The sequence below is a fragment of the Flavisolibacter ginsengiterrae DSM 18136 genome (genome assembly GCF_059568575.1).
In genome coordinates this window covers 50,807-64,024 of sequence record NZ_JCANTR010000024.1, presented here as the reverse complement: position 1 = coordinate 64,024, position 13,218 = coordinate 50,807, and the positions used below count along the sequence as shown (strand labels likewise).

Below are 13,218 nucleotides of genomic sequence, written 5' to 3'. Positions count from 1 at the left end.
GCAAAAACCTTTTGCAGATCTATACAATCGGATATATGAAACAACGAAGGTAAAAATGAAAGCTTATACAGCTGTTCAAAAGAAGCTGCTCATTTTAGTTTATACATTATGGAAGAAAGATGAAGCATATGATCCATTCTATGGGTATAAATCATCCGGAGAAAAGGAGCTGGCGCTCTCTTTCGTTAATATTGAAGCATAGGTGCAGAAAAAAAGTAGCTCCGTTGTTGAACAGAGCTACACAAGATGAACATCCGTCGAGCTATCGCCGTATGCTCTCTTTCGTTACTTAAAATTAAAAAATATGTCTAAATAAATTTGGTTTTTCAGACAGTACCTCGCGGGTTTCAGTTTGATGACGTAAATTGAACTATGGCTATTGAAACCATAGTTACATCAAAAGGTGTATACTTCATAACATTTACCTGTAATAATTGGCTTCCATTAATTGATACCGCTGGTGCTTATGATGATGTATATAAATTCTTTGAAGTAATAAAAAAGGAAGGAAATGATATCGTAGGATATGTGATCATGCCTAATCATTTACACTTTCTAATCAATTATAAGAACACTTCTAATAAACTAAATACCATAATAGGTAATGGAAAGAGGTTCCTGGCTTATGATATAGTAAAAAAGCTACAGCAAAAAAATGAATATGAATTGTTGAATCTGTTAGCCTCAGGAGTAGAGCCCAAAGACAGATCAAGGGGAAAGAAGAATGAGATATGGAAACCGGGCTTTGATATAAAGGAATGCAGGACAGAAAAGTTCTTGTTACAAAAACTCAATTACATTCATGATAATCCTGTAAAGGGCAAGTGGAGGTTAGCTAATGATAATGAGGCTTATATTCATTCCTCCTGTTTATTCTACTTTAAGAAGAAACAAAGATTCTGTGAAGTGACGCATTATGAAGAATTTCTGGATTGGGAGAATGTGTATCAGTAAATCCGCGAGTCCCTTTCAGGAGACTCGCGGTGGAAGTAATCTACTGCCTGCCACTTTCAAAAAGCCCCTTGGAGGAATTACCAAAAATTGGTAACTTTGATTAAAGCTTTGACGATGGGGAAAAATACCTCTGTTTCCTTAGGGGACTATTTTGAAGATTTTATTGAAAACAGGATTGCTGAAGGCCGGTATAAAAATGCCAGTGAAGTCCTTCGTGCCGGACTGAGACTTTTGGAAGAGGAAGAAAATAAGATTGCAGCCTTGAAAAGCGCCATTCAAGAGGGGATAAATAGCGGGATTGCTAAAAACTTCGATCCTAAAAAGCATCTGCAAAGCTTAAAAGCCAGTAAGAAGCGAAATGGCTAAGTATATTCTGACCAACAAGGCGGTAGAAGACCTTTCCAGGATTTGGGAGCATACCTATGAAGTTTGGTCAGAAAGCCAGGCCGACAAATACTATGAACTTTTAATTAGTTCTTTCGAGGAGATTGTTCAAAATCCTGAGTTAGGTAAAAACTATGCTGAAATTGACAGCACAATATTGGGACTTCGTGTCGGTAAACACATCGTTTTCTATCGACTGGTAAAAGCCATTGACATCGAGATTGTAAGAATTTTACACCAACGAATGGATTTGAAATCCCGAATAGACGAATAGGACTTCGCACAACACAAGTTTGCCCCTCTACCGGCTGACGAACAATCATTCAGCATTTGTTCTTTAATCAACATTTAAATAACTTACCATGCAGACGGATCAGGAACTTCCGGAACAGCGGCAAGCCCTTTCCGTTAGGCGCTAACAATGGAAAAGATCATTTCTTATAACAAACGACAATTTTGGGGCAAGGTGGTCTTTTCAATACTGGTCGGTGCTACGGTCCTCCTTGTATTCTCACGGTTCTTTGGTGCGAAAGTCAGGCGTCCACTACCATCAGTGATCGGTGTGAGCTGTGTTTTATTGCTGTTGCTGACGTTAATATCTCTTGTCTTAACCAGTCTGTATAAACTACCAATGGCTGTGATCATTGACACTGCAGCAGGTACGCTTTTGGTTTCGTTTTTGTTCAACCGAAACAGAATCATTCAACTTACAGAGGTGCAATCTTATGCTGCCACCTATGTACACACCACGATGGGTGATTATCAGGGAGTGATGCTGCACTTGTTCAATGGGGAGGAGTTGCTTTTTTCCGATTTCAACTTAGCGGATTATAGACCAGTCGAAGCGTATTTAAAAGAGCAAGGGGTTTGCTTCCGCGGTCAAGAAAAGTTCAGGTATATTTTTTACTACTTGAAAAACAGATCGGAGCGTCAGGTCTCCGCATGAGGGTTTTTTCTGAAGACCTGCAGAGCGCCTAACATTTGTTTTTCGCAACAGCGGCGGACGAACCGCAGTTCGAAGCAAGAAGGTCTTCCTAAGCGCTAATTTCAAGCTTGTATCCTTTGCCGCGTAGGACAACAATCTTGATGTTTGGATCTGATTCCAGTTTTTTCCTCAATTTTGAAATGAACATATCCAGGCTGCGGCCTACTATAACACCTTCATCTTCCCATATCTCCTTTTGTAGCCGGCTACGCTCTATAGCCTCGTTAGGAGACAAGGCGAAAATGCGCAGTACACGGCTTTCAGTTCTGGTCAGGTCTAAGGTCTTTCCATTTATCATGAGCTTACGAGCCTCTGCGTCGAAAGACATTGACCCTAAGGTGAATATACCGGCAGGCTCACTGCCAGGTACGACGTTCCGCGGCTTAACAGATCTTGAAAAAACAAATCCAATAAATGCTAAAACAGCCAGGCTGCCCACGAGATATCCATTCCTTGCTGTAATTATTCCTGTTGGTTTGAATTTAATATTAACCATGTAACACGCTATGGGTTGCCTTCTTCCTATACAGGCTACAATATCATCTTTCTTATTTTTTGATATAGCATATCCATAGGCTAAGCTGGCATTGGCACAGTTCAGTACATTAACAACGTAATCACTTGCGAACGGGTCTTTGGCTAACAAACGCTGCGTAGTATTCACCAGGGATTCGGGTTGAAAAGTAAATGCATTTTCAAAACTGATCTGGTATTCATTTTTGGCGATCTTTTTTACCGGTAGTACCCGTGATGTACTGTCGCCCGACTGAAGGAGTATTTCATGCCCGATCCGGCGAAGTAAAATTTCCCTTCTGGCAAGGTCAAAGTCATCATTGCCAGTCATGGTGAAAGCCAGGCAGATTAGTGAGATAAACAATAGTAGTAATAATCCGACAATGTACTTTCGTTTGACTGGCAACAGATTTCTTCTAACAAGCATCATGTCAAGATATTATTTACAAAGTTTACACTATTAATTACAATCAAATTCCTCCGCCTGGATACCATCAAAGTATTTTTGTTGCACCAACATTAAAAGGATACGAAAAAAGAAATGCCTTAAACGGATCTGATTTATCAGGAGATAATTAATTAAAACTACAAAAAGCATGAAAAAACTTATTTATACTCTGATCTTACCGCTGGTTGTGGTAAGCGGACTGGTATTTGCCAATCGCGAAATGAATAATGAAGCTTCTAAAAAATCAGCCCCAAAGCCACTCTCTGCTGCTGAAATGAAAGCTGAAAGGGAAAGATGGGAGGCTACTCCTGATGGTATAAAGTACAAAAAATGGGAAGTGTCTCCAGAAGGTAAAAAAGTTTTTGCAGCTGAAGCTAAAATACGGAACCATAAAAATGATTCTACCAATATGGAGGCTGTTGTAACCTCTCTTTCTCTTCCGCCAGGTTCACGATTAGGTTTCGGCGTGATGGCCAGGATTAATGGTGAAGATTATATTTTAAGTTTTGGGGTTGAAAACTCTAATGAATTTCAGCAATTGCATAGCCTGAAAGTTAATGACAAAATAATTATAAGAAGCCATAGTGTATCGCATGCTCCCAAGTATTCATATCCCATAGTGTCGGGCGATTATGTAGAAAGAGATAGTAAAATCATGTATAAGCGTCCCCCTCGAAAGGGTGGTTGCTGAGATCCTCAGGTAAATAAGATTATAACAGGTTTTAAGCTTCAGTAGCTCATAAGTTTCCCCGATTTCAATCACATGATAGATCCTGTTTAAAGTCTTTGCAGCCAGCCAGGTGATTAGTTTTTTGTGATCACATCCTTTTCTTTCTTCATAATAGCCCATCAGGGAAAGATCCTGGTTGGCAATTACACGGATTCCTTCCACCAGGTGGCTTCACAAAAGGCGCTAGCTTATGTAGTGCCCAGGGTGCAGGTTTTCTCCCATGCCCATTTACGGGTAAAAGAACTAATCAGTGTATCGACCAACTTCCGGTTAAAATATACGTATGTATTTAGTGACACTTCTTACTGCACCTTGCTAAACTTAATAAAATGAAAAGCTCTTTTTACAGTCTACTGGTGATATTATTGGCTGTAAGCACAGGTTGTTCAAAAAGCGGTTCAAGCGATACAACCTCCAATAATAATCCTGACGTTAATCAAACAGTAATGAATGGAACCTGGACCATTAGTTCCTATTCGCAGCGAACAGAAGATAAAACCTCGTTGTTCAAAGACTATGTTTTTACTTTTTCTGCGGGCAGCATATTAAAAATAACTAATAAAGCAGCGGTTCTGAACGGTACCTGGTCTTATATACCAGCATCGGTTGGATATTATGGTTCCGGAGGAACAAATGCAGCATTTAATTTGAATGCCGGGCCTGATGATCCATTGATCCGCCTGAACGGGACATGGAATATTAATTCAATCAGTTCATCAAATATCTCGCTGATCAATCCCGAACCTGTTGATAACGAGTTATTGGTATTTACAAAGCAATAGGACCGCATTTTAAAATTCCCTATCGATACCTGCATAATACAATCAGCAGCCCGAAGGCTGCTGATTTGTACATTAGCATATTCGTTATCATCTATTAATCTTCCAGGTTCCTTCGGCTGAGGCCATCCCTTCTTTCTCTTTCCCTGCGTATTTCATCGGCTTCTTCAGCATTTCGTTCTTCCTGCAAGCGTGCTGCATGTAATCTTTCAGCTTCTACAGGGTCAACATATGAGATAGGAGTGCCAATTTCTTCTTCTTTCAAATGGCGCTCGGCTCTCCTTCTTTTATCGTCTTCTAAATCCATGTCCCTGTTCTCCCGCCCTGAGGCGTATTTGCCTGCCATGATTTTTCGCTGGCGATACATATTTTCTTCATTAAAATCTTCATTGTCATAGAATCCTGCGCCCAGGTCTGCGTCATCAGCATAATTATCCGTATTACGGCCGAAGACTGTACTTACTGCCTTTTCTGCCCTTGTGCCAAGGTCTTCCTTATTGTATTTAGGCAAAGCCCTCAGCTGGAAAGGTGTTACTTTAGGAAGGATCACATCATCATGCCTTGGTTCCAGCTCTGCAAGCCCTATCGGTACCAGCACAGTCCTGTTCTCCAGTTCCAGTTCCCTGCTGTCTCTTACATCTACCACCATATACCTGACCTTATGATCCCTGGAGTCAAAAATAAGTTCCCTTACCTTACCCATCAGGCGGCCTTGTACATCACGCACTTCCCAACCCCGTATATCGGGCTGCCCTTTTGCTATTTCAAAATCGGAGCCTCTTAACTCCTGTAGCCTTTTATTTTTTTTATCTGACATAATATAGAGTTTTGGGAGCTATAGCTCCCGGTTAAGAATTCATTTCAAGTTAGTGCTTCGATGTATCAACCGGGTAGGTTCTGGTGGTGTCATGCACCTGGGTTGAGTCTGTTACTGTCGTGGTTGTTGCCCCCGTATGATTATACCTGTTCCATAAAAAATAAGCCAGTATGCCCAGGATAATCACTGCCAATACGATCCAGGGGAGGGGAGAACTCTTTTTCCGTTGTACATCAATATTTGCCATAGTTTCTATTATAATTGTTCCTGTTAGTAGCAATAAAATTTATGCCACCCGTAATGGCAACAAAAATGGATAGTCCGCTTAACCTGCTTCAAACATATAAGTGAAAGCTCTTATAAGGTTCAGATTGAAGACATATAATTATAAAAAGAATAAATATGTGTTTACATTGTTATCAACCAAACTAATTATATGTTTCGTCATCCTTTTTCATTTGAAGGCCGTATACGTCGCACGGAGTATGGCTTATCTTTAATCATGTATTATGCAGGGTATTTGATCCTGGAGGTTTTGGATAATACTTTGCATTCTGAAGGGCTTATTTTTATTGCTATCATTCCCATGCTATGGTTCATGCTGGCACAGGGAGCAAAAAGATGTCATGACCGGGGAAATAACGGTGGCTGGCAATTGATCCCATTTTACTCTTTGTGGCTATTATTTGCGGATGGTGAACCTGAGACCAATGAATATGGAAGGGATCCCAAAGGCCGCGGTGATCTGTTGGAGGAGTTACTGGCTGAGGAACAAACAGTTGAACAGGTTTAACCAGTTCTTTATCTCATAATTCCGGAATATATCCTCTAATTCTTGCTGTTTTCCCGTCCACAGTATGTGGCATACAATATAAAACAGGGTCATTTCTGTACAAGTGTAAAGATTGGTACGTGAAAACACTATGTATTTACCGTTAAAATCGTTTGTGCCTTTGATTTAGTATGTTCATCTTTGGCAAAAGGATTGAAGTTTAAAACCATTTGTTATGCATACAGGCCAACATTATTTTAGTATTGAAAAATTGAAAGACCTTCTTACGAGGTTTGAGGCTGAAGAAACAAGGACAAAACTGGGAGCAAAGGAATTAAAAGGATTTGTTTTTACGGCTGGCCGTACTGAAGACGGTAAAGCCTGCTCTTACGCCTTTCCCGTATTTTCCCTTGCAAATCCTTTAACGGAAGGTGACAATATTATTTATCAAAACACAGATCCTACCACTACAGGATGTCCTTACCCGCCACCATGTCGTTGATAATTTGAGGGATTGATTTTGGATAAAGTGAACGAGTTTTTTATCTATCTTGATATAACAGCACCACTGGCTGTATTCGTGGTGGTGCTATTTGCTGTTTTGTACAGGGGATTGCATTTGATGCCTTTTGACCGCATCCTGATCTCCTTTTTATTGGCCCAGGTGCTGTTAAATTCTTTGGCCAATTTTTTACAGGACCACCAGATCAATAACCACTGGGTCTATCACCTGAATTGTATTACCACGCAGGTAATATTTTCGATTTACTTCTTTCACCTTTTTACTGATGTTTCCAGGAAAAAACTGCTTCTTTTCGGGAGCTTATTATTCATATTGTTTTATGGGCTGAACATTCTATTTATCCAGCCTTATTACACTTTCAATAGTTATTCCTATGCCATGGGGGCCTTTCTCTTTGTTGCTTTTGCGCTCATGAGTTTTTATGGATGGATGGAAGGTCTGCCCGCGACCAATATCTTGCAATTGAAGGAGTTTTGGGGCGCTGCCGGAATACTTTTTTATTTCGGGAGCTCATTCTTTATATTTATCAGCTATGAGTATTTATCTGAAGTATCCGCCAAAAATGTAGGTATTTTATGGAAGCTCCATAATGTTTTTCTAACATTGGGCTGCTTTATCTTTTTAAAGGCTATTTTTTCAAAGCAATGGATACCAAAATCATCATCGTGATCGGCGCTGCCGTTTTCGCCTTACTGGTGATTACTTTTCTATTCCGTTTCATTCTCCTGTATCAAAAAAAATCCATTGCCTTTACCTCTGAAAAAAAGCTGATGGAAACCAAATTTCAGCAGGAGATCCTATTATCCCAGCTGGAGATACAGGAACAAACACTGAAGAATATTTCGCAGGAGATCCATGATAACATCGGGCAAACCCTAAGCCTGGTAAAGCTAAACCTGAATACCATTGATCTTGACAAGCCTGGAGTGATACCTCAAAAAGTGGATAACTCTAAAGAGCTGGTAGGCAAGGCTATAACCGATCTGCGGAGCCTTTCAAAAAAGTTGCATTCAGATTCCATACTGTCTGCAGGCCTGTTAAAAGCCATTGAGTTTGAATTGGGCCTGGTGGAAAAATCCGGAGTCTACCATACTTCCTTTAAAATAGTTGGAGAACCGGTTTCCCTTGATGCACAAAAAGAATTAATCTTGTTCCGTATTGTGCAGGAAGCCATGAATAATATCATCAAGCATGCACATGCCAGCACAATTGCCATTAGTGCTAATTTTGAGCCTGGATATTTACATCTTTCCATAGAGGATGATGGAGATGGGTTTGAGTTGCCTGCAGACCAGGGTGACATGAACCGCGGTATTGGGTTGCGCAGTATGCAAAACCGGGTGGAGCTACTCAATGGACATTTTGCTTTAGAAACCGCGCCTGCTAAAGGCACACAAATACAAATTGCAGTTCCGGTATGAGTATTACGATAGCATTAGCCGATGATCATGTGTTATTGCGCAATGGGCTGGCCAATCTATTGAAAGAACTGGACTATGAGGTGGTGTTCGAGGCGGATAATGGCAAACAATTCATAGAGAAGCTAAAGAATCATCCTCAGCCTCAAATTGCTTTGATGGACATCAATATGCCACAAATGGATGGCTATGATACGACCCTTTTTTTAAAAAATAATTACCCGGATATCAAGGTGTTGGCGCTATCGATGTATGATGATGAGAATGCCATTATTCGAATGCTGAAAAACGGTGCTAAAGGATATATCCTTAAAGACAGCGATCCTTCTGAGCTGAAAGCTGCGCTGAGGGACCTTTCAACAAAGGGTTTTTATCATTCCGATCTTGTTACCGGAACCCTGATACATACCCTTAATCACCTGGATGATCCTGAAAATGCATCACTCAAGGAAGGGTATAAACTAAACGAAAGAGAGATCGAAGTGTTGAAATACATGTGCACAGAACTGACCTATAAAGAGATAGCAGACCAGATGAATGTGAGCCCACGTACGGTGGATGGTTACCGGGATAGCTTACTGGAAAAATTGCAATGCAAAAGCAGGGTGGGGCTGGTATTGTTTGCCATCAGGCAAGGGCTGGTAATTGTCTAAATGGCTGAATGATCGCCTTGAATTTTACTGAGTAGAGTGTTTACAATGCCTCTCACATGAACATTTAAACTCTTTTAAAAACCGCTATAGTAGAATAAACTAATAGTAATTTTGCCAACATGGAACGCAAACAGGAAGTACTACAGGATGTAGTCATCAAATTTGCCGGGGATAGTGGAGATGGAATGCAGCTGACCGGCACCCAGTTTACCAATAACACTGCTCTTTTAGGTTCTGACCTGTCAACTTTCCCGGATTTTCCGGCCGAGATACGGGCTCCCCAGGGAACGCTTCCAGGCGTGAGCGGTTACCAGTTACGATTTTCCAGCGATAGCATCTATACTCCGGGTGATAGCCTGGATGTGTTGGTGGCCATGAATGCCGCTGCATTGAAAACTAACCTGAAAAACCTGAAAAAAGGGGGTAAGATCATAGTCAATACAGATGGCTTTGATTCTAAGAACCTTCGCCTGGCCAATTATCCCGATGGGGTGAATCCTATTGAAGATGATAGCTTACAGGGCTATGAAGTGATCCGTATGGACATTACAAAAATGACCCGCGAAGCTCTTAAGGAATACCAAATGGGTACCAAGGAAAAGGACAGGGCCAAGAATATGTTTGTGCTGGGCTTTCTCTATTGGATGTATGACAGGGATATGAAGAATACGGAGAAATTCCTGGAGGAAAAATTTGGCCGCAAACCCGACATACTGGATAGTAACCTTAAGGCGCTAAGGGCAGGCTATAATTATGGCGATACTACAGAAACATTTACCACCCAATACAAAGTAGAAAAGGCAAAGATAGAAGCCGGCAGTTACCGTAGCATTATGGGTAACCAGGCTTTAGCCTATGGTCTCATTGCAGCTTCGGTAAAAAGCGGTTTGACCATTTTCCTGGGAACCTATCCTATTACACCCGCTTCTGATATTTTGCATGAATTGAGCAAACAAAAGAATTTTGGTATAAAGACCTTCCAGGCTGAAGATGAAATAGCAGGGATCAGTGCAGCTATTGGAGCCAGCTATGGCGGACACCTTGGTGTGACCACTACTTCCGGGCCGGGGATGGCATTAAAATCCGAGGCTATGGGATTGGCCATGATGCTGGAGATCCCGTTGATCATTGTTGATGTGCAACGTGGTGGGCCCTCAACAGGTTTGCCAACCAAAACTGAGCAAAGCGACCTATTACAGGCCTATTATGGAAGAAACGGAGAATCGCCGATGCCGGTAATTTCTGCTTCCACACCCAGTGATTGTTTTGAAGCTGTATATGAAGCGGTACGCATAGCAGTGGAACACATGACGCCGGTGATCTTTCTCAGCGATGGTTATATTGCTAATGGCGCAGAGCCGTGGAAATACCCATCTTCCAATGATCTCAGGCCAATACATGTTACCTATAAAACTGAGCTTGGGCATGGTGAAACTAAATTCCAGCCTTATCAGCGTGATGAGAACCTGGTACGCCCATGGGCCATTCCGGGAACTGCAGGTTTGGAGCACAGGATCGGTGGCCTGGAGAAAGAAAATATTACAGGTAATGTAAGTTACGACCCTGAAAACCACCAGCTAATGGTAAAGCTCAGGCAGGAAAAAGTGGATAAAATAGCTTTGAATATTCCTGAGCAAACTATAGATAACGGCCCGGATAAAGGTGATGTACTGGTATTGGGATGGGGATCAACGTATGGAGTGATCAAAACAGCTGTCGAATCTTTATCCAAAGAGGGATACAGCGTTGCGCATGCCCATCTTCGTTACCTCAGGCCTTTCCCACGAAACCTTGGGGATATATTGCGTAATTATAAAACAGTATTGGTACCTGAGATCAATAACGGGCAGCTGATTAAGATCATCAGGGATAAATACATGGTAGATGCTAAAGGATACAACAAGATCATGGGTATCCCTATTACCAAAACCGAACTGGTGGAAGAAATAAAACAATTAACCTCCAACCGCCCCGCCACAGCATCTGTTTAAATGAATTGAAATAGATAAAGGATAATAAAAAAAGCTCTCAGAAATTGAGAGCTTTTTTTATTGGTACCTGTTACGTTTAATAATCTATTACAGGTGTCACTGCTGTAGTATCTGTACCAGCTGTAATGATTGCGGCAATGGCAAAAGCAATTACTGCCAGGATTAAGCCCCACATAAAAATGGTATAAGCTATCCTAAGGAATTTATATTTTTTAGCCAGTACCACTCCAAGGTAGTAGATGTCCATCATCATGGTATTGTACAGATACTCTTTATCCTTTATCATCTGGTTCATACCCCACTGGTAGTCTTCCAGTTCCATGCGGTGAAAGTTTCCAAAGAAAAGCAAATTGGTCTTTTTATTCCTGATGTCCTCTTCGGTAAACCGTCCCTTGGAAATGGAAGGCCTGGTTGACAAAATAGCAAATGTAGCTGCACCGGCACAGGCAGCAACTAAAATACCTGTTGGAATAATGTATTGAGGATAATAATTCAATCTTGAGATGAGAAAAGACAAGGTCACCGAAAGAATAATGGAACTAACGGAGATCAGTATATGCGATTTGCTATCCGCCATGGAACTGAGCTGAAGATGGTTGTGAGATGTTGTCTTGAACATCGTCTGAACTCCTCTTTCCGTATTTTTAATATCTGCAGCATTACTTTTTAGCGATTCCGATTCATATACATAGGGAAAGGCTTCGGGTTCACTTCCCTTTTCCAATTCTTTGCGGTCTTTCTTTTTGCGTATCTCGTTCAGGTTATCCAGCTTGCGTCCTTCCAGTTTTTGCTGGCCATAGTCGGTAAAATATTTATGGCTTTCCAGGAACTGGATATTGCCCTTGCGCCATTCTTTCCTGGAAATCTTTTGACCTAACAGGTTCTCTCTTTCCTGTTTTAGTAACTGGTTGCGTGCTTTAAAATCATCTGTTGCGAGGTGCATCAGGTCTGCATCGCACAGGATCTTTTCCAACTGGCTTAATGGTGACTGGGGCATTCGGGTTGCCATTATGGCAGATGTAACTCTTTGAATCACGGCATCATCCACACCTCTTTGCTTTAAAAAAGTGGATGCCAGTTGCACGGATACATCTTCATGTCCTTCTGCATGGCCTTCCGTATAGCCGGTATCATGAAACCATGCAGCCAGTGAAAGCACATAACGATCATCATCACTAAGCTGGTATTGTTCCGCCATCATGCTGCAGGCATCTGCAACATCTTCTGTATGATCCAGGTTATGAAATACAAACCGTGGATCAAGGTTGTTTTTATAGAGATCTGTTACATAATGGCGTGCCGCTGTCAAATTTTGCTCCTGAGTTTCCGTCATGGTTGGTGCATTGTTTGTATTAAAGGTATTAAATGATAAAGGAGTTAATTCAAACTAAGTGCCCAACCATGGCCTTACCCTTCCTCGTGTATGCCGCAACGTTACTGTGTAGCTGTAAACAGCATGGTTATAGCAGTCCTGAAGGCTATAACCTGGAGAAACCCAAAGAAATGCAATTGGGAAAAGTTCTCAACGAAATTTCGGGGTTGACCTATGATCAACCCACAGGCAGCCTGCTTGCCATTTCAGATAGTAAGGAAAAGGTATTTGAGATAAAGCTGAAAAATAATAAGCTAAAAGACCTGACTGGGAAGGTAGTTCCCTCCGGCAGCGACCTGGAGGACCTGTCTAAGGTAGATAATACGGTTTATTTGTTATCAAGTAAAGGGATCATCAAAGCTGTAACACCTGGCGCCCAGGACACCACTGGTGTCCCATCCTATGGTATAGGCCTGGGAGGGCAGAATGATTTTGAAACCCTTTATTATGACCCTTCTATAGATGCCCTGGTTATGCTATGCAAAACCTGCAGTCACGAAAAGGGCCATCATTTGCGCACCGCTTACCGTTTTGATCTGAAAACCAAACAGTTCGATACGACTGCTTTGTACACGATCACTAAAGCATCTATCCAGCAAATATTAAAAGATGCAAACATTAAGTTCGATCCTTCTGCAGCAGCCATCAATCCTATTGATAAACGCTTGTATATATTATCCTCAGCCGGTAATCTGCTGGTAGTTGCTGATACCCGGGGAAAGGTTTTTGAAGCTTACAAATTAAACCCTGACAAATTTCCACAGGCAGAAGGCATTGCTTTTGCACCCAATGGCGATATGTATATTTCAAATGAGGGAAAGGAAGGCAAACCCACTTTATTATTTTTCCCTTACCGTGAAAGCAAAAAAAACAACTAGC

At 41.4% G+C, this 13,218-nt stretch carries 18 protein-coding genes; 14 read left to right on the top strand and 4 right to left on the bottom strand.

Translation table 11 applies throughout. The annotated features are described in order from the left end of the window. From BP74_RS19070 to BP74_RS19050, 5 genes are all read left to right on the top strand, one after another. On the top strand, window positions 1–202 hold a 202-nt coding region (locus BP74_RS19070; RefSeq protein ID WP_496376660.1), incomplete at its 5' end, for a hypothetical protein. A gap of 170 nt (window positions 203–372) precedes the next feature. Beyond that, complete coding sequence (locus BP74_RS19065; protein WP_496376658.1) at window positions 373–954, top strand: transposase; 582 nt, start codon at window positions 373–375, stop codon at window positions 952–954. 96 nt (window positions 955–1,050) lie between these two features. Continuing rightward, window positions 1,051–1,320, top strand: a complete 270-nt coding sequence (locus tag BP74_RS19060; RefSeq protein ID WP_496376656.1) for a type II toxin-antitoxin system ParD family antitoxin — start codon at window positions 1,051–1,053, stop codon at window positions 1,318–1,320. After that, window positions 1,313–1,612, top strand: a complete 300-nt coding sequence (locus BP74_RS19055; RefSeq protein WP_496376654.1) for a type II toxin-antitoxin system RelE/ParE family toxin — start codon at window positions 1,313–1,315, stop codon at window positions 1,610–1,612. Before BP74_RS19060 ends, BP74_RS19055 begins: the two co-directional genes overlap by 8 nt. Before the next feature lie 147 nt (window positions 1,613–1,759). After that, a complete protein-coding gene (locus BP74_RS19050; RefSeq protein ID WP_496376652.1) occupies window positions 1,760–2,284 on the top strand; it encodes a hypothetical protein in 525 nt (174 codons plus the stop codon). An 88-nt stretch (window positions 2,285–2,372) separates the two neighbouring features. Here the strand turns inward: BP74_RS19050 and BP74_RS19045 are convergent, their stop codons facing one another. Beyond that, window positions 2,373–3,266 (bottom strand): winged helix-turn-helix domain-containing protein, encoded by an 894-nt coding sequence (locus tag BP74_RS19045; protein ID WP_496376650.1) that lies wholly within the window; start codon window positions 3,264–3,266, stop codon window positions 2,373–2,375. A gap of 166 nt (window positions 3,267–3,432) precedes the next feature. On the opposite strand from BP74_RS19045, the gene BP74_RS19040 reads away from it, so the two are divergent. Both BP74_RS19040 and BP74_RS19035 read left to right on the top strand, forming a co-directional pair. Beyond that, window positions 3,433–3,975 carry a hypothetical protein gene (locus BP74_RS19040; RefSeq protein ID WP_496376648.1) on the top strand — a complete coding sequence of 181 codons (543 nt, stop codon included), beginning with the start codon at window positions 3,433–3,435 and terminating at the stop codon, window positions 3,973–3,975. A 368-nt stretch (window positions 3,976–4,343) separates the two neighbouring features. Further along, window positions 4,344–4,796, top strand: coding sequence for a hypothetical protein (locus BP74_RS19035; RefSeq protein ID WP_496376646.1), 453 nt, complete (start codon window positions 4,344–4,346; stop codon window positions 4,794–4,796). A gap of 94 nt (window positions 4,797–4,890) precedes the next feature. Here the strand turns inward: BP74_RS19035 and BP74_RS19030 are convergent, their stop codons facing one another. Then, the gene (locus tag BP74_RS19030; protein ID WP_496376644.1) at window positions 4,891–5,610 is read right to left on the bottom strand and encodes a PRC-barrel domain-containing protein; all 720 of its coding nucleotides are present in this window, start codon (window positions 5,608–5,610) and stop codon (window positions 4,891–4,893) included. A gap of 49 nt (window positions 5,611–5,659) precedes the next feature. Then, complete coding sequence (locus BP74_RS19025; RefSeq protein WP_496376642.1) at window positions 5,660–5,857, bottom strand: hypothetical protein; 198 nt, start codon at window positions 5,855–5,857, stop codon at window positions 5,660–5,662. A gap of 189 nt (window positions 5,858–6,046) precedes the next feature. Between BP74_RS19025 and BP74_RS19020 the strand changes: the two genes are divergently transcribed. The 6 genes from BP74_RS19020 to BP74_RS18995 all read left to right on the top strand — a co-directional run bounded on the left by BP74_RS19020 (window position 6,047) and on the right by BP74_RS18995 (window position 10,967). Then, window positions 6,047–6,403, top strand: a complete 357-nt coding sequence (locus BP74_RS19020) for a DUF805 domain-containing protein (protein ID WP_496376640.1) — start codon at window positions 6,047–6,049, stop codon at window positions 6,401–6,403. A 214-nt stretch (window positions 6,404–6,617) separates the two neighbouring features. After that, window positions 6,618–6,884: a hypothetical protein gene (locus tag BP74_RS19015; protein WP_496376638.1), complete on the top strand. Its 267-nt coding sequence runs from the start codon at window positions 6,618–6,620 to the stop codon at window positions 6,882–6,884. A 12-nt stretch (window positions 6,885–6,896) separates the two neighbouring features. Next, a complete protein-coding gene (locus tag BP74_RS19010; protein ID WP_496376636.1) occupies window positions 6,897–7,574 on the top strand; it encodes a hypothetical protein in 678 nt (225 codons plus the stop codon). Continuing rightward, entirely contained in the window at window positions 7,550–8,326 is a 777-nt protein-coding gene (locus BP74_RS19005) for a sensor histidine kinase (protein WP_496376634.1), read from the top strand. The genes BP74_RS19010 and BP74_RS19005 overlap by 25 nt, the downstream gene beginning before the upstream one ends. After that, entirely contained in the window at window positions 8,323–8,976 is a 654-nt protein-coding gene (locus BP74_RS19000) for a response regulator (protein WP_496376632.1), read from the top strand. Before BP74_RS19005 ends, BP74_RS19000 begins: the two co-directional genes overlap by 4 nt. Before the next feature lie 119 nt (window positions 8,977–9,095). Further along, window positions 9,096–10,967: a 2-oxoacid:acceptor oxidoreductase subunit alpha gene (locus tag BP74_RS18995; protein WP_496376630.1), complete on the top strand. Its 1,872-nt coding sequence runs from the start codon at window positions 9,096–9,098 to the stop codon at window positions 10,965–10,967. Window positions 10,968–11,043: 76 nt separating this feature from the next. On the opposite strand, the gene BP74_RS18990 is transcribed toward BP74_RS18995, so the two are convergent. Then, window positions 11,044–12,300 carry a Pycsar system effector family protein gene (locus BP74_RS18990; RefSeq protein ID WP_496376628.1) on the bottom strand — a complete coding sequence of 419 codons (1,257 nt, stop codon included), beginning with the start codon at window positions 12,298–12,300 and terminating at the stop codon, window positions 11,044–11,046. Between the two features lie 68 nt (window positions 12,301–12,368). Here BP74_RS18990 and BP74_RS18985 point away from each other — a divergent pair, with 68 nt between their 5' ends. Further along, window positions 12,369–13,217 (top strand): SdiA-regulated domain-containing protein, encoded by an 849-nt coding sequence (locus BP74_RS18985; protein ID WP_496376626.1) that lies wholly within the window; start codon window positions 12,369–12,371, stop codon window positions 13,215–13,217. Window position 13,218 lies beyond the last annotated feature (1 nt).